The 23,910-nt window shown below is 66.9% G+C and carries 28 protein-coding genes; 9 read left to right on the top strand and 19 right to left on the bottom strand.

Annotation, left to right across the window (positions count from 1 at the left end; genetic code table 11):
* Positions 1-10: 10 nt before the first annotated feature.
* From ACTIEW_RS06445 to ACTIEW_RS06425, 5 genes are all read right to left on the bottom strand, one after another.
* Positions 11-748, bottom strand: a complete 738-nt coding sequence (locus ACTIEW_RS06445; protein ID WP_439477080.1) for a hypothetical protein — start codon at positions 746-748, stop codon at positions 11-13.
* A 228-nt stretch (positions 749-976) separates the two neighbouring features.
* Entirely contained in the window at positions 977-1,273 is a 297-nt protein-coding gene (locus ACTIEW_RS06440; protein ID WP_439477079.1) for a hypothetical protein, read from the bottom strand.
* Between the two features lie 8 nt (positions 1,274-1,281).
* Positions 1,282-2,661, bottom strand: coding sequence for a hypothetical protein (locus tag ACTIEW_RS06435; protein ID WP_439477078.1), 1,380 nt, complete (start codon positions 2,659-2,661; stop codon positions 1,282-1,284).
* A gap of 258 nt (positions 2,662-2,919) precedes the next feature.
* Positions 2,920-3,216 carry a helix-turn-helix domain-containing protein gene (locus ACTIEW_RS06430; RefSeq protein ID WP_439477077.1) on the bottom strand — a complete coding sequence of 99 codons (297 nt, stop codon included), beginning with the start codon at positions 3,214-3,216 and terminating at the stop codon, positions 2,920-2,922.
* An 11-nt stretch (positions 3,217-3,227) separates the two neighbouring features.
* Positions 3,228-3,566, bottom strand: coding sequence for a type II toxin-antitoxin system RelE/ParE family toxin (locus ACTIEW_RS06425; protein WP_439477076.1), 339 nt, complete (start codon positions 3,564-3,566; stop codon positions 3,228-3,230).
* Positions 3,567-4,033: 467 nt separating this feature from the next.
* Here ACTIEW_RS06425 and ACTIEW_RS06420 point away from each other — a divergent pair, with 467 nt between their 5' ends.
* Together ACTIEW_RS06420 and ACTIEW_RS06415 are read left to right on the top strand one after the other, a co-directional pair.
* Positions 4,034-4,636: a hypothetical protein gene (locus tag ACTIEW_RS06420; RefSeq protein WP_439477075.1), complete on the top strand. Its 603-nt coding sequence runs from the start codon at positions 4,034-4,036 to the stop codon at positions 4,634-4,636.
* A gap of 108 nt (positions 4,637-4,744) precedes the next feature.
* Positions 4,745-5,689, top strand: coding sequence for a DMT family transporter (locus ACTIEW_RS06415; RefSeq protein WP_439477074.1), 945 nt, complete (start codon positions 4,745-4,747; stop codon positions 5,687-5,689).
* Positions 5,690-5,706: 17 nt separating this feature from the next.
* Here the strand turns inward: ACTIEW_RS06415 and ACTIEW_RS06410 are convergent, their stop codons facing one another.
* Both ACTIEW_RS06410 and ACTIEW_RS06405 read right to left on the bottom strand, forming a co-directional pair.
* Complete coding sequence (locus tag ACTIEW_RS06410; RefSeq protein ID WP_292062711.1) at positions 5,707-5,910, bottom strand: cold-shock protein; 204 nt, start codon at positions 5,908-5,910, stop codon at positions 5,707-5,709.
* Between the two features lie 202 nt (positions 5,911-6,112).
* Complete coding sequence (locus ACTIEW_RS06405; RefSeq protein WP_439477073.1) at positions 6,113-6,871, bottom strand: extensin-like domain-containing protein; 759 nt, start codon at positions 6,869-6,871, stop codon at positions 6,113-6,115.
* 120 nt (positions 6,872-6,991) lie between these two features.
* Here ACTIEW_RS06405 and ppk2 point away from each other — a divergent pair, with 120 nt between their 5' ends.
* The gene (ppk2, locus tag ACTIEW_RS06400) at positions 6,992-7,741 is read left to right on the top strand and encodes a polyphosphate kinase 2 (protein WP_439477072.1); all 750 of its coding nucleotides are present in this window, start codon (positions 6,992-6,994) and stop codon (positions 7,739-7,741) included.
* On the opposite strand, the gene gluQRS is transcribed toward ppk2, so the two are convergent.
* Genes gluQRS through ACTIEW_RS06380 form a run of 4 tightly spaced genes read right to left on the bottom strand, consistent with a single transcriptional unit; the run spans position 7,738 to position 11,585 of the window.
* Positions 7,738-8,589, bottom strand: coding sequence for a tRNA glutamyl-Q(34) synthetase GluQRS (gene gluQRS, locus ACTIEW_RS06395; RefSeq protein ID WP_439477071.1), 852 nt, complete (start codon positions 8,587-8,589; stop codon positions 7,738-7,740). The two genes, ppk2 and gluQRS, sit on opposite strands and share 4 nt — an antisense overlap.
* A gap of 8 nt (positions 8,590-8,597) precedes the next feature.
* Complete coding sequence (locus ACTIEW_RS06390) at positions 8,598-9,224, bottom strand: hypothetical protein (RefSeq protein ID WP_439477070.1); 627 nt, start codon at positions 9,222-9,224, stop codon at positions 8,598-8,600.
* 48 nt (positions 9,225-9,272) lie between these two features.
* Positions 9,273-10,406, bottom strand: coding sequence for a JmjC domain-containing protein (locus ACTIEW_RS06385; protein WP_439477069.1), 1,134 nt, complete (start codon positions 10,404-10,406; stop codon positions 9,273-9,275).
* A 48-nt stretch (positions 10,407-10,454) separates the two neighbouring features.
* Positions 10,455-11,585, bottom strand: a complete 1,131-nt coding sequence (locus tag ACTIEW_RS06380; protein ID WP_439477068.1) for a JmjC domain-containing protein — start codon at positions 11,583-11,585, stop codon at positions 10,455-10,457.
* Between the two features lie 44 nt (positions 11,586-11,629).
* Here ACTIEW_RS06380 and ACTIEW_RS06375 point away from each other — a divergent pair, with 44 nt between their 5' ends.
* The 4 genes from ACTIEW_RS06375 (at position 11,630) to ACTIEW_RS06360 (ending at position 14,815) form a co-directional block, all read left to right on the top strand.
* Complete coding sequence (locus ACTIEW_RS06375; protein ID WP_439477067.1) at positions 11,630-12,286, top strand: DNA-3-methyladenine glycosylase family protein; 657 nt, start codon at positions 11,630-11,632, stop codon at positions 12,284-12,286.
* Positions 12,283-12,933: a trimeric intracellular cation channel family protein gene (locus tag ACTIEW_RS06370; protein ID WP_439477066.1), complete on the top strand. Its 651-nt coding sequence runs from the start codon at positions 12,283-12,285 to the stop codon at positions 12,931-12,933. The genes ACTIEW_RS06375 and ACTIEW_RS06370 overlap by 4 nt, the downstream gene beginning before the upstream one ends.
* Positions 12,934-13,066: 133 nt before the next feature.
* Entirely contained in the window at positions 13,067-13,627 is a 561-nt protein-coding gene (locus ACTIEW_RS06365; RefSeq protein WP_439477065.1) for an HNH endonuclease, read from the top strand.
* Between the two features lie 411 nt (positions 13,628-14,038).
* A complete protein-coding gene (locus ACTIEW_RS06360) occupies positions 14,039-14,815 on the top strand; it encodes a transglutaminase-like domain-containing protein (protein WP_439477064.1) in 777 nt (258 codons plus the stop codon).
* Here the strand turns inward: ACTIEW_RS06360 and ACTIEW_RS06355 are convergent.
* The 3 genes from ACTIEW_RS06355 to rpmB form a co-directional block, all read right to left on the bottom strand.
* Positions 14,812-16,596 carry a M1 family metallopeptidase gene (locus ACTIEW_RS06355; protein WP_439477063.1) on the bottom strand — a complete coding sequence of 595 codons (1,785 nt, stop codon included), beginning with the start codon at positions 16,594-16,596 and terminating at the stop codon, positions 14,812-14,814. The genes ACTIEW_RS06360 and ACTIEW_RS06355 overlap by 4 nt on opposite strands.
* A gap of 202 nt (positions 16,597-16,798) precedes the next feature.
* Positions 16,799-17,413: a class I SAM-dependent methyltransferase gene (locus ACTIEW_RS06350; protein ID WP_439477062.1), complete on the bottom strand. Its 615-nt coding sequence runs from the start codon at positions 17,411-17,413 to the stop codon at positions 16,799-16,801.
* Between the two features lie 186 nt (positions 17,414-17,599).
* The gene (rpmB, locus tag ACTIEW_RS06345) at positions 17,600-17,899 is read right to left on the bottom strand and encodes a 50S ribosomal protein L28 (protein ID WP_439477061.1); all 300 of its coding nucleotides are present in this window, start codon (positions 17,897-17,899) and stop codon (positions 17,600-17,602) included.
* Positions 17,900-18,118: 219 nt separating this feature from the next.
* Here rpmB and ACTIEW_RS06340 point away from each other — a divergent pair, with 219 nt between their 5' ends.
* Positions 18,119-18,598, top strand: a complete 480-nt coding sequence (locus ACTIEW_RS06340) for a DUF3617 domain-containing protein (protein WP_439477060.1) — start codon at positions 18,119-18,121, stop codon at positions 18,596-18,598.
* Positions 18,599-18,601: 3 nt separating this feature from the next.
* On the opposite strand, the gene ACTIEW_RS06335 is transcribed toward ACTIEW_RS06340, so the two are convergent.
* The gene (locus ACTIEW_RS06335; RefSeq protein ID WP_439477059.1) at positions 18,602-18,988 is read right to left on the bottom strand and encodes a hypothetical protein; all 387 of its coding nucleotides are present in this window, start codon (positions 18,986-18,988) and stop codon (positions 18,602-18,604) included.
* A gap of 132 nt (positions 18,989-19,120) precedes the next feature.
* Between ACTIEW_RS06335 and ACTIEW_RS06330 the strand changes: the two genes are divergently transcribed.
* A complete protein-coding gene (locus ACTIEW_RS06330) occupies positions 19,121-19,483 on the top strand; it encodes a c-type cytochrome (RefSeq protein WP_439477058.1) in 363 nt (120 codons plus the stop codon).
* A gap of 61 nt (positions 19,484-19,544) precedes the next feature.
* On the opposite strand, the gene ACTIEW_RS06325 is transcribed toward ACTIEW_RS06330, so the two are convergent.
* The 4 genes from ACTIEW_RS06325 to ACTIEW_RS06310 form a co-directional block, all read right to left on the bottom strand.
* Complete coding sequence (locus ACTIEW_RS06325) at positions 19,545-20,108, bottom strand: CarD family transcriptional regulator (protein WP_439477057.1); 564 nt, start codon at positions 20,106-20,108, stop codon at positions 19,545-19,547.
* A gap of 317 nt (positions 20,109-20,425) precedes the next feature.
* The gene (fdxA, locus tag ACTIEW_RS06320) at positions 20,426-20,767 is read right to left on the bottom strand and encodes a ferredoxin FdxA (protein WP_284221922.1); all 342 of its coding nucleotides are present in this window, start codon (positions 20,765-20,767) and stop codon (positions 20,426-20,428) included.
* A gap of 106 nt (positions 20,768-20,873) precedes the next feature.
* Positions 20,874-21,158: an RNA-binding S4 domain-containing protein gene (locus ACTIEW_RS06315; RefSeq protein WP_439477056.1), complete on the bottom strand. Its 285-nt coding sequence runs from the start codon at positions 21,156-21,158 to the stop codon at positions 20,874-20,876.
* Entirely contained in the window at positions 21,155-23,638 is a 2,484-nt protein-coding gene (locus tag ACTIEW_RS06310; protein ID WP_439477055.1) for a helicase-related protein, read from the bottom strand. The genes ACTIEW_RS06315 and ACTIEW_RS06310 overlap by 4 nt, the downstream gene beginning before the upstream one ends.
* Between the last annotated feature and the right edge of the window lie 272 nt (positions 23,639-23,910).

Raw genomic sequence — 23,910 nt, 5'->3', positions numbered from 1 at the left:
TGGCGTTGCGCTATCGAGGCTCAATCGACGCCAGTCTTCGTCTTAGTGCACGTCGTTGAACTTGTCTGGTTACGGCCCTCACGTCTGCAGACCGATAAATTTGGCCGCCCTGCACAGACTCGACGAGGGGGGATAGCCCCAGCGAAGTGCAAAGATCGGCCCCAACCTCCGAAAATCCGTTGGCGTAAATAGCGTCAACCTTGATGCCTTGGGCTGGGAGCGATGTGGCGAAATCGGATAGAGAATCCAATATCTTTCGAAATATCTGCTTCCGGCACCATTGGAAGCCGGGATGAATCCCGATCATTTCGAAGTACAGGGAGTGCGGAGCTTTTTCCGATAGTGGTCGGACCTCTGATTCCGTGATTTCAGAATCATACATCTCGCCCTTGTTGAGGCGGTCTAACAGTTTTTGCGACAAAGAGAAGCAAGACCAGTATCCTACTATCATGCTGTTCTTGAAAACGACCAGTGCCCAAGTTTCCGGGCTTTTTTCAAACACATCAGCTTTTACTTCAGCGGTGCCGCCTGTAATATCAGTCAACCCGGCCAGTGCGGCCCTATCAAGGCTTATCAAGCCACGAAGCAGCTCCTCGTAGGTCATGCCTTGCTCGAGAACCCAGTCGATACTCTCGATGGACAATTCGGGATCTTTGCCCGCAGCGTTCCTATGATCGATCCACCATAGGATCGCAGGAACGCCGCCCGCTATCGCTGCAACGACAACGCCAAGTGCCACCCAGTCCAAACGTCCCCTCCCGACAGCGGTCAAGATCAGGCTATCGCTTCGGACCAGATTTTGCCAATCACCGGTTTGTAGAGGGGGCGCGATCCGTCGCGGACTATCGGAAGTGGGGACGCTTCTTGCCCACGTTGGTGATCCTCTCCCGCGACTCCCGGTGAATGGCTTGGCGGCGGGGCCGGGTCGAACCCCCGCCGCCAAGCCCTTCTGTGGCAGCCTACCCCCGTTGGGGTTCTACTTGAGCATCTGCTCGGCTCGAACCAGCGCCGATTTGGCTTCTTCTAAAGCCTTCAGGGCAACCATCGACTCGCGGCCACTGAGATATGGTCCAGGCGGGGGCAAGAGGCTTTCTTGGGCTGGCGCTACGTTCCGGAACTTGCGCCTCGCCGCTATCTCACCGATCCGGCCGCCATTGACGCCGAACCAAGCGGCGATGTCATGTTGGCGATCTCCTCGGGCAAGCATGCCCTTGACAATTGCCGCATCGGTTTCATCCAGCGTCACGCCGCTGGGAGGTGCACGATATCCCATTTCGCACCTCACGCTGCAGCTGCTGAGCGCTTGAGGAGCTCAGTCTCGAACGCGTCAATAACAAGGTCGTAGGACCCTTCGTTCTTACCGATCTTCTGCGGATCCGCTCGGAACGCGTCCATGATCACGCGATACTTTTTTACGATTGCTGGGAAGCATTCATCGAGGAACTGGTAGGGGTCCGCTTTCCACCGGAGTCGGCCCTCAGGTCCGCGTTCGATCAGGCTTTTCAGGCCGTAGACCAGCGGCATGATCAGCCCGTCGGGATAGCTGAAGTTCACGGGCTGATCCGTGAAATGGGTCGTTGGTTTGGAGCGCATATCTTTGGCCGGCTTGACCACAGCCAAGCCTCCGAAGCGACCGGTCCCGTCGTTATAAGTGTCGGGAAAAATGCGATAAATTCGGTCGTAGAGAAGTGGGATCTGGGCAGCAAGTTCCAGAGCGCTTCCGACCTGCGTGTTGTGCAGTTCGTGCTTGTATTCGCCGCCGGTTTGTTTGGATACGGCAGGGCTACTCATGAGGCGATCGAATAGCTTCACGCATTCGCCCTTGTTCCTGTAAATGTTTTGCGGGACTGGAGCCTCTACCTGACGGCCGTCCTCATCTTCTGGCAAATCGACCACCGACAGGGGAATCCACGCGAGGGCGATCAGGTCACGCACTCGGATGTCACCACCATCGTTGGTTTTCCATTCCACCCTCTCGGAGATCTCCGGCGGCAGGAACGCGCGGAGTTCTTCGTAGAAGCCTTTTTGATTGGAGCGCGTCTCGGCCCGGAGTTCGACGTTATTGTTACGGGCAGCGCAGATATCGAGCAACGAACTGGAGAATTCGTTCATCACCTCGGGGTCGTCCAGGTCGGATGGGACTAGGATTTCAAGTGGGACGAGGAAATTCAGCATCCCGTCGCCGCCGTCTTCGGCGGTGGATTCCTTCAAAGTGGTGATTAGGTCTCGGTTTTTCACCCAAGCAGCTTTGAAGTCAGGCCAGCGAGGCATCTTCAGTTTGGGGTTGCCGGTAGCCAGCCGCACGATGTGGCTGCCAATGGCCAGCATATTGTGACCCCCATCAAGAATCCCCTCGATCCGGGTATTCTCGAAGTTCAGCTCGTAGCGATTACGCTCAAGCTTTTCGTAGTCGGAGGCTCCCACCAGCACCCCCTTGGTCTTGAATGGGAAAGTGTCAGGCGTCTCGACGATGCTTTCGATTATCGCATCAGTGACGGGACCCGCCTTGGCTGATCGTGGATTGGCTTCGAGGTCGGCGGCGTCGAATAGGGCCAGCATATTGCGGGCCTTAACGAAGCCAACAATCCGGCGGACGGGGCCTTCGACCTGTTCAGCAACTTGGCCTTGGTCAAAGCGGACGACAATACGATCGGGATTCATGCTCAGTATCTCCTTCAGTGAGGAGAACTGCTTCGGTTGAAGATCCCGCAAACCGGGTGCGTGCACCCGACATCCGACACGTTCCGAGCCTCCGGCCCGCCTCGTCTTCGGTAGCCGCTATCCAGCAGCAGGATCTGGCCGAAACCGCTCTCGGGTTTCATTCCGGCCCCTTCCAGGAGCCGTGGCCAAAATGTGGTCCAGCGTCGCCGTTGTCAACGGGTAAATCAGTGTTCGTCTAACTGAGGGTTGAGGGTGCGCTCAGACCAGCTCCACCTTCAGCCCCCGCCCCACCACCTTCGCGGCGCGGCTCAACGTCTCCAGCGTCACGTTGAATTCCTCCGGGTCCAGCACCCGGTTCAGTTGCGCCCGGCTGGTGTCCATTTCGGCGGCCATGGCGGACAGGGTCATCTTCCGCTCGACCATGGCCTGACGGAGTTGGAGCGCGATCACGCTCTTGATGGCGCGCAGGGTGACCTCTTCCCGGATGCCGTCCTCGTCGAGGAAGTCGTCCAGGGAGCTGAACTCGGAAAGGTCGCGGGGTCGGATATCGCTCATGGACTGCCCTCCTAGGGTCTGCACTCCTTCATTCGCCGATACGCGAGGTCGAGGTCGGTCTTCGGAGTCTTCTGTGACTTCTTGAGGAAGCCTTGCACCACGACCAAGGCCTTGGCCTCCAGATCGTGGAAGAAGATCATCCGCACCTCACGGTTCCCGCTAAGGCTCGATCGAACCTCCCACAGTCCGCCGCCGAGTGAGCGGCACAGCGGGAGGCCTATCGGAAAGCCGATCTGGATCCGCTTGAGGTCGTGACCGAGGATCGCGCGATCCTGCCTGTCAAAAGAACGCAGCCACTCCCTGATTACGTCTCGACCCGCAACGGTCTGATAGAAGAGGACCCTGTGCATGTGCAGCTCCACCGTGCATAGTTATACAACCCTGCATGGCGGACACAACGCCCTTCCGTAGCCTCGGCCAACGCCAAGGCTTGCGGATAGCAATGTACCATAAATGATCCGACACGCAAGTCGGCGGACAATGGCTGGATGCGAAACCTGCTCTCAACGCACGGACGACCGCACGTGCTGATCCTTCTCCCATTGGGAGAAGGTGCCCCGGAGGGGCGGATGAGGGTCGGCTGGTGGAGCGGCGAAGCCGCCCCCGGACGGCGAACCCTCACCCTTTCGCGCAAGAACGACCGCTTCGCGCTCGTGCGCTCAAGCCCTCTCCCAATGGGAGAGGGGGCGGGACTCTGACGCTCGACGTCCCACCCCTCCCGCTCCCGAATTTCGCCCGACCCGCCCCCGGGTACGACCAATCCTGACGCATCCAGCCCCCATGATCCGCGCACGAACGGAAGGGGGACTGCCACATCATGCAAACACACCAACCGCCCGCTGCCCGCTACGTCACCGTCAGCCCCGACTGCTGGAGCCTGATCCGCGGCGCCTATCTGTCGGGCCTGTCGGCGCGCACGGTCGCCGGCCGGTTCGGGGTCTCCGAGGGGGCGTTGCGCAAGCGGGCCGCGCGCGAGGGCTGGACCAAGCGCGCCTTCGCCGCCCGCGCCACGCCCTGGCCCGGGGCGCCGGAGCCGCCGGCGCAGAAACAGCCCGGCGAGGCCGAGCCGCCCCTGACCGAGGACGACATCGTCGCCGCCTGGACCGCGCCGATCCAGATCCGGCCCGGCGACCTGGCCCGCCGCGCCCTCGCCGGGGCCGCCGAGGCGGTCCGGGGCGGCCACGGCCTGACGGCCCTGCGGCTGGCCCGGGCGGCGTCCGAGATCGCCCGTCTCGACGCCCTGTTCGAATGGGTCGAACTCGACCCCGCCGAACAGGAGGCCCGCAGCGAGGCCGGCCAGCGGATGGCCCGCCGCTTCCTGCGCGAACGCGCCCTGAACCTGGCCCGCGACCTCGCCCTGGGCCGCCCCCTCCCGCCCGAATACGACGAGTTCGCCGCCGTTCCGGAGGCGGGGGCATGAGGGGCGAATGTCTCGACTTGGGCGGGTTTTGCGAATTTGCGTGGGCCGACCCAACACGCCCTTCTCTCCCCGACTTCCGCCCACACCGGCTCGGCGCTAAACCGCCCCATGCCCGCCACCCGCACCGCCGCCCTGATCGTGCTGATCCTCGCCGCCATGGTGCTGGGCTTCGCGCCCATCCTCGTGCGCCTCTCGGACGCCGGGCCGGCGGCGGCGGGGTTCTGGCGCTTCGCCTTCGCCCTGCCTTTGCTGCTGATCATGACCGCGCGGCCCGGCGGGGAGGGGATCGGACGGCCGTCCGGCTGGATGGCGCTGGCCGGCGGGATGCTCGTGCTCGACCTGGCCTTCTGGCACTACAGCATCGCCCTGACCTCGGTCGCCAACGCCACCACCCTGACCAATCTGACGCCGGTGGTGGTGACCCTCGTCGGCTGGTGGCTGTTCCGCGACCGGCCCCGGGCCCTGTTCCTCGTCGCCCTCGCCGCCGCCATCACCGGAGCGGTGGCCATGTCGCTGGGGGCCGACGGGGGGCAGGGGACCAATCCGCCGCTGGGCGACGCCTTCGCCGCCATCACCGCCCTTTGGTACGCGGGCTATTTCATCGCCGTGAAGGCGGCGCGCGGGCGGTATTCGGCGGGGCGGGTGATGCTGTGGTCGACCGCCATCGCCGCGCCCGGCCTGCTGATTGCGGCCTTCGTGCTGGGCGAGCAGGTCCTGCCCGGCTCATGGGGCGGCTGGGCCGCCTGCGCGGGCCTCGGCCTGATGCACGTCGTGGGACAGGGCGGGGTCGCCTGGTCGCTGGGCCGGCTGCCCGCGGCCCTGACCGCGGTCACCGTCCTGATCCAGCCCGTCGTCGCCGCCCTGCTCGGCTGGCTGATCTTCGCCGAGACCCTGACCCCCGTGCAGGCGCTGGGCGGGGTCGTGGTGCTGGCGGCGATCGTGCTGGCGCAACTTTCATCGGGCCGCGTCGGGTCGGGAGGTCCCGAAGGGCCGACGACCGCGGCCCAAACAAAAAAGGACGCGGAAGCCGAAGCCGCCGCGCCCGTCTTGTAGAAGGTCGGTGTCCGAACCTAGAGGACTTTCAAGTCGATCGCCGAGGTCTTGCCGCGCTGGGATTCCAGCTCGTATTCGACCTTGGCGTTTTCATCCAGGCCTTGCAGGCCCGCCTTCTGAACCGCGGTGATGTGGACGAAAACGTCCTGACCGCCGCCATCGGGCTGGATGAAGCCGAAACCCTTCGTCGGGTTGAACCACTTGACCGTGCCGGTCGCCATATTGCGTCTCCTAAACGCGCTTTCCAGGCAGACGCCCCTCGAAGGGCGCCCGTCAGTCTTGCTGGACGGCTCGTTCAGGCGAAGGAGCAGGCACGGGTGTGGAGGCCGCGCGAAATCCGGACTGCGCCGACTTTCTCTCGCGCAATTTCGGGACGGTCAACCGCAAACCGTTTCGCGCGCCGGGCGAACATGGTTTCCGAAATCAGGTGCAGAGCGGCCGGGGCGCGCCGTCCAGATGCAGGTGATTGGCGTGCGCCTCATTGTAGCCCGGGCCCAGCACGGTCGAGAACACCCGGCAGGCGCCCTCGCGGATCCGGGTCAGGAAGCGCCGCCCCTCCGGCCCGCGCGGGCCGTCTCCCGGCCAGTCCGTCAGCACCGAGACGCGCCGCCCGTCCGCCAGCGTCACCCCGCCGATATCCAGCGCATTGGCCCGCGCATGCTCGCTGGGCCGGGCGGTCAGGTCGGTCTGGCCATAGATGCGGCGACAGCTGTAGGTGCCGACATCGTTCAGGCTGGCGACCCGGCTGCCGAAGGTCTGCTGGGCCGCGGGCTGCAGCACCTGGCGCTCCCAGATGACGTACCGTACCGCCAGCGGGCACTGCATGACCGGATCGCCCGGCAGGCGCGTCGTCGCGCCGCCGGTGATGCGGATGGCTCCCCGCACGACGCAGAAGCCGCCGTCGTCCCGGTCCGGCGCCCGCTCCACCTGCACCCCGGCCTCGCGCAGCACCTGCATACAGGCCTCGGTGACGGCGGCGGTCTCTTCCGGGGCGGCGGTCGCAGGCAGGACGAAATCGGCCACCTTGGCCGCCGTCGCCGTGCCGATCGGGTGGCTGAGGTCCAGCGGTTTCCACGGCAGGTCCTGCTGCGGGGCGAACAGGTTCAGCATGGCGAACGCCGCGCAGACGCCGAGCGCCAGCTCCCACAGCAGGTTCCAGAAATCGGCGAAATCACGCTTCATACCGGAACAGCCTTACGCGGCGGCGGTGACCTCCGCCAGCGGGTCTCCCCGCCCCGGCGGCGGGGCCGCTGCCGCCCCTGCGCCATTGCCCCGGCGGCGGGCCGGGCGCATCGTCGATCCATGGGCAAGACATCAGACAAGTATGACGCCGAGCTGGAGCGTTTGCAGATCCTGCTGGTCGAGACCCAGCACTGGACCATCGACCAGGGTCGCAAGACGGTCATCGTGTTCGAGGGCCGCGATTCCGCCGGCAAGGACGGGGCCATCAAACGCATCACCGAATACGCCTCGCCGCGCCAGACCCGGATCGTCGCCCTGCCCAAGCCGACCGAGCGCGAGACCAGCCAGTGGTATTTCCAGCGCTACGTCCCGCACCTGCCGGCCGACGGAGAGACGGTGCTGTTCAACCGTTCCTGGTACAATCGCGCCGGGGTCGAGCCGGTGATGGGCTTTTGCAAGCCGGAGCAGCATGTCCAGTTCCTCGTGGACGCGCCCGCGTTCGAGCGCATCCTGTCCGACGACGGGATCGTCCTGATCAAGCTCTGGCTCGACATCTCCAAGGCCGAACAGGCGCGCCGTCTGGCCGAGCGGATCGAGGATCCGCTCAAACGGTTCAAGGTCTCGCCGCTGGACGCCGAGGCCCAGGCCCGGTGGGAGGACTACAGCAAGGCGCGCGACCGGATGCTGGACGAGACCGACCACAACCATGCGCCCTGGACGGTGGTGGCCACCGACGACAAGAAGACCGCCCGCCTCAACATCATCCGGCACATCCTGCGGTCTGTCGGCGGTCCCGGGGCCGCGGCGGACGCTCCCGACGCCGACGTCCTCTTCCCCGCCTCCAAAGCGAAAGGACGTCTCGCGCCCTAGAACCCCAGCTCCGCCCTCAACGCCTCCGGCGTCACGCCCCCGGCCCGCAGCTCCGCCAGTGTCACCGACCGGTCCCGCTTGGCGTACCGCCGCCCGTCCGCCCCGAGCAGCAGCCGGTGGTGGCGATAAACGGGGATCGGCCAGCCCATCAGCGTCTGGATCAGCACCTGCACATGGGTCGCCTCGAACAGGTCCTCGCCGCGGATGACATGGGTCACCTGCTGCAGGGCGTCGTCGTGGGTGACCGCCACATGATAGGCCGCGCCCGCGTCCTTGCGGGCCAGCACCACGTCGCCCGCCGTCTCCGGCCGGGCCCTGATCAGGCCGCGCTCGCCCTCCGGGCCGAGCCCCTCCTCGACGAAGGCCAGTGCGTCCCACCGCGCCTCGCCGAGTGCCTCCCGCGCGCGCTCCAGCGACAGCCGCCAGGCGAACGCTCGCCCCTCCGCCAGCAGCGCAGCCTCCTCGTCCGCCGGATGGGAGCCGGGCCGCGCCGCCTCGACCGGCCCATGCGGCGCGTCGCCGATGCGGTCGAGGATGTCCTTGCGAGTGCGGAAGCAGCGATAGAGCAGACCCTGTCCATTCAGCGCGTCAATCACGGTCGCGTAGTCGGCCAGGTGTTCGGACTGACGCCGCACCGGTCCGTCCCAGTCCAGCCCCAGCCATGTCAGATCTTCCAGGATGGTCTCCTCGAACTCCGGCTTGCAGCGGGTCGGATCAATGTCCTCGATGCGCAACAGGAAGCGTCCGCCGACCTCGCGCGCGGCGCGCCAGGCGGCCAGGGCGGAAAAGGCGTGGCCGCGATGCAGCCGACCGGTCGGCGACGGGGCGAAACGGGTGACGTACGCCACGACCGCTCTCAGACCCGCTGGACGGCGCCGGCCTGTTCGGCCCCCGCCAGGGCGCTGCGGATATCAGTCTCCGACAGGGAATCCATATCCGCGATAAGGTCCTCGACCGCGAACTGTCGCTCCTCGATCATCCAGCCGTAGGCCCGGCGCGCCATCGATCCCATGTCGGGGAAGGCCCGGCCGGTGACGCGGTACAGGGTGGCGGGCTTGCGCACGGGCAGGGTGAAGACCTCGTCACGGAAGGCGGGCGAGGCGACGATCCCGGCCAGCCGCGTGGCCAATTCCGACAGCCGCGTCTCAAGCAGGACTCCGCCGTCAGCCATTGGCCAGGATGCTGGCGCCGGCCGACAGACCCCGACCTTGGCCGGCGCCGGTCGCCAGATCAGGCCTTCCGGCGTCCGCGTCCGCCGACAATACTGTTCTGGCGGAACGGCGTCGTCGTGGCGCATCAGTTTGAGGTGCTCCGAGTCCCAGACGTTGCTCTGGTTGAGCAGGCCGTTGAACGCGTCCCAGGTCAGAAGCGCGCGCTTGTCCGATCCTTCCGCGGCCGGAATATGCAGCGGCTGGCAGCCCTCGTAGTCCGCGCGGAACTGCGCCGGGGTGACGGGATGCAGGATCTCTTCGAGCGTGCACATGGGTTGAGGTTTAAGGCGGCCTCCGCACCCTGTCGATGCGTCGCCGGCTTACAGTCGCTGCACCGCCCCGGCGGCTTCGGCCGCGGCGACGCCCGCGCGAACATCACCCTCCGACAACGACTGGAAATGGGCGACCATGTCCTCGAGGGCGAACTGGCGCTCCGCGATGGCCCAGTCGTAGGTCTCGCGCACGGTGGTCGAGCAGGCGGGGAAAGCCTTGCCCGTGGTCCGGTACAGGGTCACCGGCTTGCGCTCCGGCAAGGTGAAGGATGGGGGTCGGGGCGTCATCCGGGTCTGGGACCTGGCGACCTCCTCGCCGAACGCCGGGGAGGCGGCGATACGCGCGAGGATCTGACCATAGGTCGCAAGGTGGGCCGCCAGGGCCGCGCCACCGTCTTCGTGCGCCGGCGGCGCGAAGGCGCGATAGGCCGGGTCCTTCATCGCCTCGATGTTCAGCAGGGCCAACAGGGTGCGTCCGTGCAGGGGCGTGATCGCGAAGGTCACATGCAGCGAGGGGCCATCAGTCGCCAGGGCGTCATGGTACCAGCCGCGCGGGAGATAGAGGACGTCGCCGGCCTGCATCGTCACCTGCTGCATCAGGGCCCCACGACTCTGTTCGAACCACCGTCGGGTGGCGGTGTCGTCAGGGAAGTTCTCGATCGGATTGTCGGCGCGGTTTTCGTACAGGTTCCAGACCTTGGCGCCGTCTGTTTGGATGACGACCACGTCGTGGTTGTCGAAATGGGTGCCGAAGGCCTGAATGCCCTGGAAGGAGCAGTAGATGTTGGCCCCGATGCTGGCCCCGAACGTCCGCCCCAAGGTCTCGCCGATCTGCATCAGCGGTTCGTGGATGGTCAGGACGTCATTGGCGATCAGGCTGGCGCCGGCAGACAGGAACACCTCGACCTTCTGCGGCCAGGGCCGCATGACCTCGCCATGCGGCGTCGCGACCGGGTGGCAATATTGGTCCGGCGGGACGGCCACATAGTTCCGCATCAGCCGCAGATGTGCCGCGCTCCACAGCGAGCCCTGACCCAGCAGACGGTTGAAGTCGGCCCAGGTGAGGATCGCCGCCTTCCGGTCGTCGCCCCCAGCCGGGATGTGCAGCGGCTTGCGACCCACGTACTCAGCGCTGAAGTCCGCCGGCGAGATGGGATACAGAAGGTCGTCCAGGCTGTGCATGGCCGAACAAGTATGACGGTCGCCGCCCGCTGTCGATGCGGCGTGCGTTCATAGCGGCTTGAAGACGCCGAGGCGGATGGCGGCCTCGAAGGCCTCTTTCAGCGCCGGCTCGGAGACGAAGTCGAACTGGGCGATAACATCTTCAAGTGCGAATTGCGGCTGGCCCAGCGCCCATTCGACCGCGACGCGCGCCGGACCTGCCACGCGAGGCGGGGTAAGGCCGGTGGGTCGAAACAGGGTCAGTGCCCTGCGTTCCGGCAAGGCATAGGGCGCCGAGCGAGGAATGAGGCGTTCCTGGGCCATCAGCACCTCGTCCCGGAAGGCGGGGAGGGCGGACAGATCGGCCAGCCGCCGGCCGAGATCCGCAAGCTGCTTGCCGAGCCGGTCGCCGTCGGTGTCTCCGGGTGCGAGCCATTCCCGAAACGCCGGATCCTGCATCGCCGCCGATTCGAGCAGCCGGAACAGGATTCGCCCGTAGAGCGGGGTCACCGAGAATGTCACATGCAGCGACGCGCCTTCGGTCGTTATGGCGTCGTGATACCAGCCGCGCGGCAGGTAGAGGACATCGCCCGGCCGCATCCGCACCTCGGTCTTCAGCTTCCCGCGCGTTTCCGCGAACCACAGGCGAAGCTCGGGGTCTTCGAGGGGGTAGCTCACCGGCGTTTCGGCGCGGTTCTCGTACAGCCGCCAGGTTTTCTCGCCTTCGAGCTGGACGGCGAACACATGGTGCAGGTCGAAATGGGTGTCGAACGCCTGCACCCCGCCGAAGGAGCAATAGATGTTGGCGCCGACCAGCCCCGCGAACTCCCGGGCCAGCCTGTGCGACAGCGCGCGTAGCTCGGGCGTCAGGTCCTGGACGTCGCCCGCGATGACGCTGGCGCCCATCGCCAGCAGGGTCTGAACCTTGGCGGGCGACGGGTGCACGACCGGCCCCGACTGTGACCGGGTCTCGACGCAGTATTGCTCGGGCGGAATCGGCTGGCCGTTGAAGACCAGCTTCAGGCTTTGCGCCGTCCAGATCGAACTCTGGTCCAGGAGGGCGTTGAACCCGTCCCAGTCGAGCAGGGCCCGCTTGGGCGCCCCCTCGCCGACGGGAATGTGCAGCGGTTTTCGGTCGTTGTAGTCCGCGTCGAACTGGTCGCGCGTGATCGGATGCAGAAGTTCGTCCAGGGTGATCATGCCGAAAAGCTAGAACGGGCGTCCGCCCCTGTCGATGAGACCGCATGCCCATTCCACCCACTCCCGTCGAGATCGCCGCCGCACGGGAGGCGTTGATCGCTCTGGACCCCGCGCTCGCCCAGGCTCACGCCCGGACGCCCGTCTTTGAATGGCGGGCGCGGCCCGGCGGCTATGAAGGCCTGTTCCGCATGATCGTGGACCAGCAGGTCTCGGTGGCGGCCGCCGCCGCGATCTGGAAGCGGGTGGTCGAGGGTCTCGACGGGGAGGTCACGCCGCAGGCCGTACTGGCGTGTGACGCGACGCGGCTGCGCACCTTCGGCCTGTCCGGACAGAAGGCGAAATACGGCCATGAGATCGCCTTCGCCCACACCGAAGGCCGGATCGACTTCGACCATCTGGAGGGGTTGTCGGACGAGGAGGCGATCGCGCGGCTGGTCGCCATCAAGGGCGTCGGCAAATGGACCGCCGAGACCTTCCTGATGTTTTGCGAGGGGCGTCAGGACGTCTTTCCCGGCGGCGACATCGCCCTGCAGGAGGCCATCCGTTGGGCCGACGGCGGGACCTTGCGACCGACCGAGAAACAGGCCTGGGCTCGCGCTGAAATTTGGCGGCCCCATCGCAGCGTGGCGGCGCATCTGCTGTGGGGATGGTATGGAGCGGTCAAGCGCGGCGAAGTCGTGCTGGAGACCCCGCTATCGTGACACCGATTGTCGATCCCGCGCTGACTGATCCCGAAACCGTCCTCGGTGCGCTCGACTTCGCCGGCGTGGCCGTGTTCGCGGCAACCGGCGCCCTGGCGGCGGCGCAGCAGCGGCATGACCTGGTCACCTTCGCCTTCTTCGGGGCCATCACCGGGGTCGGCGGCGGGACCCTGCGCGACCTGCTGATCGGGGCGCCGGTCTTCTGGGTGCAGGACTGGCGCTATATCGCCGTCTGCCTGCTCGCCTCGCTCGCGGTCTGGATGGTCGGAGCCCGGGCGTGGCGGTTCCGGGCCCTGCTGTGGCTCGATGCGATCGGCCTGGCCGCCTATGGCGTCATGGGCGCGGCCAAGGCCGAGGCCTTTGAGGTCGCGCCGCTGATCTGCATCGTCATGGGGGCCCTGACCGCTTGTTTCGGCGGCGTGGTGCGCGACCTGCTGGCGGGGCAGCCGTCGATCCTCCTGCGGCGTGAGATCACCGTCTCCGCCGCCCTGCTGGCCGCCACCGTCTTCGTCGGAGCGCGCGCCCTGGGCCTCGACGCCTGGCCTGCCGCCCTGATCGCCGCCCTCTGCGGCTTCGCCCTGCGCGCCGGGGCCCTGGTCTGGGGTTGGAGCCTGCCCGCCTTCCCGGGGACCCCGCCGAGGAGCTGAGCGTTACGGAACCGTCGTTTCGCAGTCATCGCCAAGCCGTCGAATCACGGCTAGGCTTTCTCCACAGCCAAGGAAGGAGACGTGTCTTCAGTCCGGTCGCGTCGATGATCCTCTCCCGAACGGCGAGGGCCTGATGCAGGTCCAGAGCCGTCCCCCGTCCGGCTGGCCCGCGCTGGTGCTGAACGCCGACTTTCGCCCGCTCTCCTACTATCCGCTGTCGATCTGGCCGTGGGAGGAAGTGGTCAAGGCGGTCTATCAGGACCGCGTCGATGTCGTCTCGACCTACGACAAGGTGGTTCGCAGCCCCTCCATGGAAATGGTCCTGCCCAGCGTCATCGCGCTGAAGAACTATGTCGATCAGGATCGCCAGCCCGCCTTCACTCGCTTCAACGTCTTCCTGCGCGACGGCTTCGCCTGCCAGTATTGCAGCGCCACCGCCGAACTGACCTTCGACCATGTGATCCCCCGTTCGCGCGGCGGCCGCACCACCTGGGAAAACATCGTCGCCGCCTGCTCGCCCTGCAATCTCAGAAAGGGTGGGCGCACGCCGCAGCAGGCCGGCATGCCCATCCGCCGCGCCCCCCACCGCCCCAGCGCCTGGCAGCTGCAACAGTTCGGCCGGCGCTTCCCGCCGCACTATCTGCACCAGAGCTGGATGGACTACCTCTACTGGGACATCGAGCTGGAGCCCTAGGCGGCCCGTTCGGAGCGCCTTCCTGCGCGGGGTTCCAATGTGCGGATGTCGACACAGGAACGGGCGTCGAGATCTGTCGTTTCCGGCGGGGAGGTCGCTCGGGAATGAACAGCGCGGAGAAACAACGAATCCTCGCCGCCTACGATCGTGCGGGCCTTGTCGCCGCGCTCGCGAGCCGGGGCTTCTATGTGATCGGAGAGGTCTGGCGCGACCAGGCCTGCGGTTGTCCGGCCCGCCCCGGCGAGGCCGTAGAGGTCCATGCGTTTTCCGGGGATGATCAGCCAAGGCCGGCCGCGAGGGATCGCGACCCGCGGTCGCGACGACCTGAGGGCGAGCGGGCGGTCCGGCCGGCGGAACGGCGGCGAGCCCACGCCGTTGACGACAGGCCCGTCCTGCTTCAGTCGAGCCCTCATGAAAATCCGCGTCAGCGCTGAACTGGTCTATCGCTTCGATCCGCCGACGGACGCCATCTACAAGATTCAGGTCGCCCACTGGCCGGGCCAGACCATTCTTGAGGAAAGCCTGACCACAACCCCCGCCATCGACTTCGTCGAGAACGAGGACGAGGAGTTCGGCGCCCGAACCCTGCGGGCCCATCTGTCGGGCGAGGTGGCCCTGACCTATCGGGCGGTGGTCGACAACGGCGTGCTCAAGGGCCTGCCGCCGGTCACGATCCAGCACGACTGGGGCGAGCTTCCGGCCGAGGTGCTGACCTATCTCTGGCCCAGCCGCTACTGCCCCTCGGACCAGTTCGGAAGGTTCGCGGAACGTACGTTCGGCGGCACGGTCGGCGGCGATCGGGTGCTCAAGATCCTCGACTGGATCAAGGCCGAGATCGACTATGAGCCGGGCGCCTCGGACAGCGAGACCACGGCCGCGCGCACCTTCATCGACCGCGCGGGGGTGTGCCGCGACTTCACCCATATGGGCATCACCCTGTGCCGCGCCTCGGGCATTCCGGCCCGCGCCGTCAGCGCCTTCGCCCACCAGCTCAATCCACCGGACTTCCACGCCATCTTCGAGGTCTGGCTGTCGAACGGCTGGTGGCTGGTCGATCCGACCGGCCTGGCGCCGGTCGAGGGGCTGGTGCGGATCGCCTGCGGCCGTGACGCCGCCGACATCGCCTTCCTGACCACCCAGGGCTCGTGCCAGCTGGTGCGCCAGTCGGTGACGGCCGAGGCGGTCTAGTCCGGCGAACCCGCCGCCTTCCACTCCTCGAGGAAGACATCCCGGCGCAGGATCTTGTTCTGCGGATCGATCAGCACGTGCGCATCCGCCCGCACGGCGAGCACGCCCCGGCCGCCGGTCATGGGCACGGTGGAGAGGGTGTCGCCGTCAATCTCGACCTCCACAGGCATGGGGAAGGCGGCGCCGTCGCCGGTGACCCACTCAAGCTCGAGACGGCTTCCCTCACGGGTCACGCGCAGGTCGGGCAGGGCGGCCTGATAAAGGTAGCCGCGGAAGAACCAGGTCAGGTCCTGCTCTGACTCCTCGTTGACGATGGCCAGGAATTCGTCGGTCGTGCCGTAGCGCGGGGCGAACCCGCCGGGGCGGGGGTCGGGGGACCCGTAGACCAGTCGCGTCACCGAGCTGAAGAAGGCCTCGTCCCCGATCAGCATGCGCAGCGAATGGGCGATCAGCGAGCCCTTGTTGTACAGGTCCAGCCCCGGACCGACGTCGCTCTTGTAGACCTCGTCCTCGGCACGGTCAGTCCCCGAGACGACCGCGAACCGGTTGATCAGGTCGCGGCGCTGCTCCTGCAGTTCGGCCTGCATATAGCGCTCGCCATGCAGCCAGCGCAGGTAGAGCGGCTGCATATAGCTGCCCAGCCCCTCGTGCAGCCACATGTCGTCCGAGTTGCGGTTGGTCATCTGGTTGCCGAACCACTCGTGGGCCAGCTCGTGGTGCAGCAGCCAGTCATAGCCCTTGCCGTCCAGCTTGTAGGCGTTGCCGTAGGCGTTGATGGTCTGGTGCTCCATGCCCAGATGGGGGGTCTCGACCACCCCCATCTTCTCGTCGCCGAACGGATAGGGACCGACCGTGGACTCGTAGAAATCCATCATCGGCGGGAACTGGGCGAACAGGGCCGCGACCTTGGTCGGATCGTCGGACCGCAGGTGCCAGTAGGAGATCGGGATCACATTGCCGAACCGGCTCTGATAGTCGCTGCGCATCTCGTCATACGGCCCGATGTTCAGGGCGATCGCATAGGTGTTGGGATTGGCCGCGCTCCAGTTCCAGGTGGTCCAGCCGTCGCCGTGATCGACCGTGCCCATGAACCGCCCGTTCGAGGGGGCGGCCAGGTTCGACGGCACGGTGATGTGCAGGTCCACCCGCTTCGGCTCGGCCAGCGGATGGTCGATACAGGGCCAGAAGATGTCGCAGCCCTCGGGCTGGACGGCGGTGGCGATCCACGGCGTCCCGTCCGCCGTCGTGGCCCAGACGAAGCCGCCATCCCACGGCGCATGCGGCGCCACGCGCGGCGCGCCGGCATAGGCGATCCGCACCGACACCGTCCCGCCGGTGGCCAGCGGCTCGGCCAGCGGTATGGTCATCCGCCCCTCGGGATTGCTCCAGCCGTCCGCAGGCAGCTCCCGCCCGTCGACCTGCACCGACGACACGGTCAGCAGGGTGTCCAGCTCGACCACCACGGCTGTCAGCGGCGCGGTGGCGGTGAAATCCAGCACGGCGACGGCGTCGATGGTCTTTGTCTCGGGCATGACCCTGATCGACAGATCGGCTTTGTCGAACTGCATGGCCAGCTGTTCGGGCGTGCGGGGCTGATCGGTGCCCAGGGTGAAGGCGGTCGATTCGCGGACAGGCGCGGCCTGGGGCGCCGGGGATGCTTCGGGCTCGACATAGGCCGGCGACTCCGAGGTCATGACCATGTCGCCGGGGCCCGCGGCGCAGGCGGCGAGGGCGAGCATCGATACGCCCGTCAGGACGGCGCGGCAGGCTTTGAAGGACACGGCGGACTCCCCGGGACGACAAACTCAGCCTAAAGGCGGCGACGGCCCGCGCAACCCGAAAGCCTCACAGTACCCACGCCTTGCGCTGGACCTTGGTCGCGCGCCGCGCAGGCCTTGTCGAGATGTTCTCACAGGCGATCATCGTCGGCGGCCTCGTATCGCACTGTCGACGGAGGCCGCGCGCCGAGCGGATGTCGCCCTCTCACTCCACCCGGCAGAAGCAATACATGAACTCTTGAGGCGTCCCCCAAGGCGTCTCGTGCAGCTCTGTGACGCTATCCAACAGACGAAACTTCGGCCCGAACTCGCCGTGCAGATTTTCGGCGTCGTAACGAACGACATCCAGTCCACTGCACTTCTCCGGCCCCTCCAGGCCGAAGGTTGCGACAATGACATGACCGCCAAGCTTAACCGCGCGGGCGACCTGACGCACGTATGCGGCTCTGTCATCTGCACTCGTCAGAAAGTGGAACACGGCCCGGTCATGCCAAACATCGTAACGAGCGGCTTCCAACTCCACTGCCGTGATATCGCCGGTGATCCAGTGCACCGAGGCAGCAGAAGCACCCAGTCGGCCTTTCGCCACCTCAATCGCCGCTGGGGAGATGTCGAGCACCGTCACGTCGCTGTAACCGCCCTCAACAAGATCATCGACCAAAGTCGCTTCCCCGCCACCGACGTCAATGACCGCGCTGCCGGTGTCCGGCGTCGCGTGTTCGATGAGCCTCAATGAAACCTCCAAGTGGGGACGGTACCAACTTACCTCGTCCACTGCCTTGGTTTGATAGACGTTTTCCCAATGGGCCTTGGTCGTCATCGCCGCCACTCCCGAACCGTCCTTGAGAGCTGGGGTCTGGGCGATGTGAACGCTAGAGGGGCAGTTCGAATGTCCGCACGGGGTCGGTCGCGAACCTTGATCCAGAGCCGGTCGACACGACCAACCGCGCAAACAAAAAGGCCGGCGTTTCCGCCGGCCTTTTCAGATCTTGATGTCGTCGCCCGATCAGGCGGCGGCGGCTTGCTCGGCGATCCTGGCCTTGACCTGGCGCTTGATGCGCTGGGCAGCCAGCGAGAGCTGCTCGTCCTTCGCCTTGACGATGAACGGGTCCAGGCCGCCCTTGTAGTCGAGGGTGCGCAGGGCGGCGTTCGAGATACGCAGGCTGAAGGTCTGACCCAAGGCTTCCGAGGCGACCTTGACCGTCTTCAGCGACGGCAGGAAGCGGCGCTTGGTCTTGACGTTCGAGTGGCTCACGCTGTGGCCGACCATCGGGCCGATACCGGTGAGTTCGCAGCGACGCGACATCTGACTATCCTTGGGCAGGAGCGGGCCGCGAAACAGTGCGGACGCATGAAACAGAGGCGCGCAGGGATGGGGTCCCCGCGCGAGAGGGGGCCGTATAGTGGAAGTCACCGCGCCCCGTCAAGGCTTGAGGCGGACCAAGGGCCGTTCAGCCGCCGTTCAATTCCCGCCATATATCGCTTCTATTCATGCGGTGAAGCTCCGCCGTCGAAGGTCCGTGTCATGAAGTCGTCCGCCCTGATCCGCCTCGTTCCCGTCCTGGCCGGCGCCCTGTTGCTGGCCGCGCCCGCCACCGCGCCGTTCGCAGGTCCGGCGGCGCCGGCCCAATCGGACCCTCCGCCCGTTCTGGCCGGCTATTGGGAATACACGACGAGCGCCCTCGGCCAGCGCGACACCGAGACCAAATGCGTCCGGCCCAGCGAAATCAACCGCTTCTTCGGCGGCCTGTCGACACGCCATTATCAGTGCACCTATCCGGTGCGCGTGGTCGGAAACGGCAACGCCCGCTTCGAGGGCAATTGCACCAGCCGCAGCGGCCGGCGCGTGCGGGTGCGGCTGAACGGGACCTATCAGCCGGAACAATTCACTTTCCGCGGCGGCGCCTCGATCCGCGCCGCCGGCGTCTGGAGCCCCTATATCCCGGCGACGATCAACGCCCGCCGACTGGCCGCCCAATGCCCGGCCGGCGCCGAGTATTTCTAGGGATCAGACCTCGACGACGCGCGCCACGATATAGGTGTGCTGCTTGCCCGAGGGCAGCGACAGGCTGACATATTCCCCGGCGACGAAGCGCTCGTCGCCGAAGCGGAAGCCGATGGCGTCTTCCCCTTCGCCCTGGTCCATGTCCAGCATCCAGCGCCCGCTTGGCCCGTGGCGCAGCCGTCCCGCGCTGACGGTCTCGTTCCGGGAGAAGCGTCGGACGTGGCCACGGTCCGGTTGGGCGCGCTGGGCGTCCCCGTCCAGTCGACCGTCGGCGTCCAGCGGGGCGACGATGTCATAACCCTCGTCCGGCGCCCCGTCGGGATGGCCGGGCTCGCGGGCGAGTTCGAGGCGGATATGGTGGAACTGGGTCATCGCGTCGCTCTCGTTCAACAGGTTTCCGATTCCGACACCTACCGGAACAGGACCAGACCCGCTTTGTCATGGAACAACGCCCGGAACGCATTTGCGGTCCAGGCAGGCGCGGCTCGTCCTTGCGGCGACGCTCGCACGGAGGGTCAAGACATGACAGGTCGACTGATCGCCGCTCTGGCGGCCCTGACGCTCGGCGGCTGCGCCGGTGAGGCCGTCCGGCAGAACGGGACCGAGCCCGTCATCATGGGCTCCGCGGATCGCGGCGCGATGCTCGTCCAGCAGAAATGCGCCGGATGTCACTCCGTCGAGCGATCCGGCGACAGTCCCATGCGCGCCGCCCCGCCGTTCCGCTCCATGGGCGTGCTGTATCCCGTGCGGGACCTTGAGGAAGCCTTCGCTGAGGGCCTGGTCACCGCCCACCCCGCCATGCCGGCCTTCGAGCTCCAGCCGACGGAAATCGCTGACCTGATCGCCTACCTTGAACGCGTCTCCGGGACCGGCCCGGGGGTCTGAATTGCGGAAGGCCCGGGAGCGATCCCGGGCCTTCCTTTTCGTTCGGCGATGCGCCTGGCTATCAAGCCGCTTCGGCTTCTTCCGCAGCTTCTTCAGCGGCTTCGGCCGCGGCGATGACGGCCTTCTTGGCGCTCAGCGACTTGGAGAGCAGCTGGACGGCGGCGTCCTTGTCGATGCGGTTGGCGGCGGCGACCTCGCGGGCCATGCGGTCCAGGGCCGATTCATAGAGCTGACGCTCCGAATAGGACTGTTCCGGCTGGCTGTCGGCGCGGTGAAGGTCGCGGACCACCTCGGCGATCGAGATCAGGTCGCCCGAGTTGATCTTGGCTTCGTATTCCTGCGCGCGGCGCGACCACATGGTGCGCTTGATGCGGGCGCGGCCCTTGAGGGTCGTCAGCGCCTTGGTCACGACATCGTCGGCGGCCAGCGAACGCAGGCCCGCCGTCTTGGCCTTCTTGGTGGGGACGCGCAGGGTCATCTTCTCGTGGTCGAAGGTGACCACATAGACTTCCAGCGACATGCCGGCGACTTCCTGGACCTCAACCGCCGCGACCTTGCCGACGCCATGCGCCGGATAGACGACCGCGTCGCCAACCTTGAATTCCAGAACGCTCTTGATGGTCATGTCATTCCTTTCCCGGCGCAGGGAGGGCGAGACGCAAACACCGAAGACACCTGTGCGCTCTCCGAAGACGGCTTCCCGTCGGCGGCGCTGCAATTTCAGGCTTCAACTGCGGAAACGGATCACCAAACCTCTGGCCGACTCCGCCTTCGTGGGCGGAGTTCTGTCGCAAACGCGGGCGGCGCGAGAAAATCGCTTACCGCCCGACCCAATGACAGGAACCTATCACAAAATTGCAGAAATTCAAAACGTCCACAGCGTTAGCGCGTGCGGGACTGGAAATCCCGACCGGACGGGGGCAGGCGCGCCGAAGTGTCGGCTCAAGAACCCTTGCCGGGTTTCTCCGAGAAGTATTTCTCGAATTTGCCCGTCTCACGTTCAAACTTCTCGGCGTCGGCGGGGGGCGTGCCCTTGACCGTGATGTTCGGCCAGACCTTGGCGTAGTCGGCGTTGACCATCAGCCATTTTCCGTCCGGCTCGTCCTCGGTGTCGGGCTTGATGGCGTCCACCGGGCATTCGGGTTCACAGACGCCGCAGTCGATGCATTCGTCCGGCGCGATGACGAGGAAATTCTCGCCCTCATAGAAGCAGTCGACCGGGCAGACCTCGACACAGTCCATGAACTTACATTTCACGCAGGCGTCGGTGACGATGTAGGTCATGGGGCGGTCAGGGGCGCAATCGGCTGGCGGGAGGGGCGGGCAGCGCAAATGACCCCGCCGAGGGGTGCTGTCAACCGAGGGCTTGCCGCAGAAGCGCCCACGAGCGTCAGATCTCCGGCCCGGAAAGGCTGTAGAGCGCCCGCGCCTCCTCTGCCGGACCCCGCCGCTCGCCGAGCGCGGCGACGGTCAACACCATCAACCGACCGCCGAGGGCGAACACCAGCACATCGCCGACGTGGACGGGGCGTGCAGCCTTGTCGAGCCGGGTCTGGACGCCGTGGTGGGTCAGCCGCACCGCGCCGCGCTCGACCATGACGGCGGCCAGCGTGCGGGTCTTCGCGAACCGCGCCCGCCACAGCCAGACATCGATGCGGCAGCCCGTCTCGCTCATCCGGGTGCGCGGGTCCGGCGGGGGCGATTGCGTTTCGCCCGGGCCGGGGCGGGCGGCGAGGTCAGGGCCGAAAGGGCGGCGAACGGCGAGTCCTTCACCGCCTTCGGCCGGTCATCGCGGTCGGGCTTTTGTGCACGCAAGGCCTTCAGCGTCGCGGTCAGGGCTTTGGCTTCATCGAGCAAAACGCCCAGCGCCGCCAGATCGGCCTCGGTCAGCACCCCCTTGCCGGCGGCCTGCCGTTCAGCGAGCGCCTCAAGCATTTCGACCCCGGCCGCGACCTTGCCCACGGCGCGCAGGCCGAACGCCGACAGCAGGCGCGGTGACGGCGGCGGCTCGGGCAGGGCGGTCAAGGCGGTCGCGCCCGGGCGGAACGGCTCCCGGGCGACGAAGGCCTGGGCCAGGGCTCGCGCCCGCGGCTTCAACACGCCGGGCAGCCAGACCGAATGGGCGCCCATCCGCACGGCGAAGGTTCTCAGCGTGCGCCGCTCGACCTGGCTCAGCGCCGCCAGATCGCGCTCGACCGCGCGCCGTTCAATGACGCCGCCGGCCTCGATCAGGCGGAAGGCGATCCCGCGCGGCAGGCCCCTCAGCGTCCCGCTCTCGACCGCCGCCTTCAGCCGCGCCAGCGGTTTCAGCGCCCGCCCGGCCTCGCCGGCCAGCCAGGCCTCGAGCCGCCGCTGCGCCCGCTCGCGCGCCGCCGCCGGCCCCAGTTCGCCCAGCAGCCGGACTCGCGGCGCGAACCAGTCGCCGCCCGTCACCTGCCCGGCCGCCACACCGCGCCACAGCACCGCGCCGTCCGGCGTCACGGCGAAGGCCGCGTCCTCGTCGGCCGCCAGCCGACCCAGCCGCCGCGCGATCTCCGGCGTCACCGCCTGCCGCGCCGCGTGGCGCAGCGCCCGGTCCTCGAGTGCGCTGGAGCCCTTGTCGATCTGGAACTCCACGCCGGTCAGTCGCCCGACCGCATGGCCCTCGACGATGACCGCGCCGTCGGCCTCGACCTCGGCGACTGCGTCCTCGGTGACATTCAGGGCCCGCATCAGGGCGGTGGTGCGCCGGTCGACGAACCGCGCGGTCAGCCGCTCGTGCAGCACGTCCGACAGCCGCTCCTCCAGCGCCTTGGTCTTGTCGCGCCAGCCCTGCGCCTGATCCAGCCAGTCGGGCCGGTTGGCGATATAGCTCAGCGTGCGCACCCCGCTCAGCCGCGCCGACAGTTGGTCGATCTGTCCGTCGTCGCGGTCCAGCTCGGCGAAGCGCGGCGCGATCCAGTCGGTGGTCAGCCGCCCCCGCTTGCCGGTCAGCGCCTGGAAAATCTCTTTCGAGAGCCGCCCGTGCTCATCCAGCGTCGTCTTCTGGAAGTCGGGCAGCTGGCACGCCTCCCACAGCCGCATGATCGCCCCGCGCGACCGGCCGACGCGGGCCACCTCCTCGTCCTTGATCAGCCGCCGCAGCAGGGTCTCGTCCAACGCCGGCTGCGTCAGGTTCAGCCCGCGTACCCCCGGCGTCACCGTCAGCGAACGCAGCAGGTCGGGCAGCGCATCAAAATCCAGCCGGGCGTTGCGCCACTCGGCCGCCTCGACCGGTTCGAACCGGTGCTCCACCACCTGTTCGACCAGATCCTGATCCAGCTCCACCGCCTCGCCGGTCACGCCGAAGGTGCCGTCCCTCAAATGCCGCCCGGCCCGCCCTGCGATCTGGCCGATCTCGTGGGCGTGCAGCCACCGCGTCCGCCGCCCGTCGAACTTGCGCAGCCCGGCGAAGGCGACATGGTCGACCTCCATGTTCAGACCCATACCGATGGCGTCGGTGGCGACAAGGAAGTCGACCTCGCCGGACTGGAACAGCTCGACCTGGGCATTGCGAGTGCGCGGGCTCAGCGACCCCATCACTACCGCCGCCCCGCCGCGCTGGCGCCGGATCAATTCCGCGATGGCGTAGACCTGCTCCGTCGAGAAGGCGACGATCGCGGTACGGGGGGGCAGGCGGGTCAGCTTCTTCGAGCCCGCATAGCTCAGCGTCGACAACCGTTCGCGCGACACGATCTCCACATCGGGAACCAGCGACCGGATCAGCGGCGCCATGGTCCCGGCGCCGAGGAACATGGTCTCGAACCGGCCGCGCGCATGCAGCAGACGCTGGGTGAAGACGTGGCCGCGCTCGGGATCGGCGACCAGCTGGATCTCGTCCACGGCCAGGAACTCGACCTGACGCTCCAGCGGCATGGCCTCGACGGTGCAGACGAAATAGACGGCCCGCGGCGGGACGATCTTCTCCTCGCCGGTGACCAAAGCGACGGCCGACGCCCCGCGCCGCTTGACGACCCGGTCATAGATCTCGCGCGCCAGCAGCCGCAGCGGCAGGCCGATCATGCCCGAGGCGTGACCCAGCATCCGCTCGACCGCCAGATGGGTCTTTCCGGTATTGGTGGGGCCCAGAACCGCGACGACGCGCGAAGGGGCCTGTCCGGCGCCGCGATCACTCATAATGCTGAAAAGGTGGCGGTTCCCGCCGGGTTCCTCAAGCGGCGCCGCGATGATTATTCCCGACCGTAAACGGCGTCGCCCGATCCGGCGGAACAGGGGCGAAACGAATCAGGACCGAATCACCGACACGGCCCGATTCGGGGTTTGTTCACCCCAACATATTGTATCTTAAGACGGATTAACCACAATCGATAACCGTGGTGTTCCAGCCTCCAACGCGGCCGGATCAGAAAATCGGAAAGGGCGGAGCCCGCAGACGCTTCCCCGCCGCC

The sequence above is a fragment of the Brevundimonas sp. genome (assembly GCF_051860745.1).
Taxonomy (GTDB): Bacteria; Pseudomonadota; Alphaproteobacteria; order Caulobacterales; family Caulobacteraceae; genus Brevundimonas.
The sequence above is the reverse complement of the archived record's forward strand: the minus strand, read 5'-3'. Positions and strand labels throughout refer to the sequence as shown.

Coding starts and splice junctions, on each gene's coding strand:
- ACTIEW_RS06375 (WP_439477067.1), top strand. CDS start 11,630: ATGCCCATTCCACCCACTCCCGTCGAGATCGCCGCCGCACGGGAGGCG.
- ACTIEW_RS06430 (WP_439477077.1), bottom strand. CDS start 3,216: ATGAGCGATATCCGACCCCGCGACCTTTCCGAGTTCAGCTCCCTGGAC.
- ACTIEW_RS06385 (WP_439477069.1), bottom strand. CDS start 10,406: ATGCACAGCCTGGACGACCTTCTGTATCCCATCTCGCCGGCGGACTTC.
- ACTIEW_RS06410 (WP_292062711.1), bottom strand. CDS start 5,910: ATGGCGACCGGCACGGTCAAGTGGTTCAACCCGACGAAGGGTTTCGGC.
- ACTIEW_RS06415 (WP_439477074.1), top strand. CDS start 4,745: ATGCCCGCCACCCGCACCGCCGCCCTGATCGTGCTGATCCTCGCCGCC.
- ACTIEW_RS06330 (WP_439477058.1), top strand. CDS start 19,121: ATGACAGGTCGACTGATCGCCGCTCTGGCGGCCCTGACGCTCGGCGGC.
- ACTIEW_RS06365 (WP_439477065.1), top strand. CDS start 13,067: ATGCAGGTCCAGAGCCGTCCCCCGTCCGGCTGGCCCGCGCTGGTGCTG.
- ACTIEW_RS06360 (WP_439477064.1), top strand. CDS start 14,039: ATGAAAATCCGCGTCAGCGCTGAACTGGTCTATCGCTTCGATCCGCCG.
- ACTIEW_RS06390 (WP_439477070.1), bottom strand. CDS start 9,224: ATGTGCACGCTCGAAGAGATCCTGCATCCCGTCACCCCGGCGCAGTTC.
- ACTIEW_RS06350 (WP_439477062.1), bottom strand. CDS start 17,413: ATGACGACCAAGGCCCATTGGGAAAACGTCTATCAAACCAAGGCAGTG.
- ACTIEW_RS06425 (WP_439477076.1), bottom strand. CDS start 3,566: ATGCACAGGGTCCTCTTCTATCAGACCGTTGCGGGTCGAGACGTAATC.
- rpmB (WP_439477061.1), bottom strand. CDS start 17,899: ATGTCGCGTCGCTGCGAACTCACCGGTATCGGCCCGATGGTCGGCCAC.
- ACTIEW_RS06435 (WP_439477078.1), bottom strand. CDS start 2,661: ATGAATCCCGATCGTATTGTCGTCCGCTTTGACCAAGGCCAAGTTGCT.
- ACTIEW_RS06405 (WP_439477073.1), bottom strand. CDS start 6,871: ATGAAGCGTGATTTCGCCGATTTCTGGAACCTGCTGTGGGAGCTGGCG.
- ACTIEW_RS06340 (WP_439477060.1), top strand. CDS start 18,119: ATGAAGTCGTCCGCCCTGATCCGCCTCGTTCCCGTCCTGGCCGGCGCC.
- ACTIEW_RS06440 (WP_439477079.1), bottom strand. CDS start 1,273: ATGGGATATCGTGCACCTCCCAGCGGCGTGACGCTGGATGAAACCGAT.
- fdxA (WP_284221922.1), bottom strand. CDS start 20,767: ATGACCTACATCGTCACCGACGCCTGCGTGAAATGTAAGTTCATGGAC.
- ACTIEW_RS06315 (WP_439477056.1), bottom strand. CDS start 21,158: ATGAGCGAGACGGGCTGCCGCATCGATGTCTGGCTGTGGCGGGCGCGG.
- ACTIEW_RS06325 (WP_439477057.1), bottom strand. CDS start 20,108: ATGACCATCAAGAGCGTTCTGGAATTCAAGGTTGGCGACGCGGTCGTC.
- ACTIEW_RS06420 (WP_439477075.1), top strand. CDS start 4,034: ATGCAAACACACCAACCGCCCGCTGCCCGCTACGTCACCGTCAGCCCC.
- ppk2 (WP_439477072.1), top strand. CDS start 6,992: ATGGGCAAGACATCAGACAAGTATGACGCCGAGCTGGAGCGTTTGCAG.
- ACTIEW_RS06380 (WP_439477068.1), bottom strand. CDS start 11,585: ATGATCACCCTGGACGAACTTCTGCATCCGATCACGCGCGACCAGTTC.
- ACTIEW_RS06310 (WP_439477055.1), bottom strand. CDS start 23,638: ATGAGTGATCGCGGCGCCGGACAGGCCCCTTCGCGCGTCGTCGCGGTT.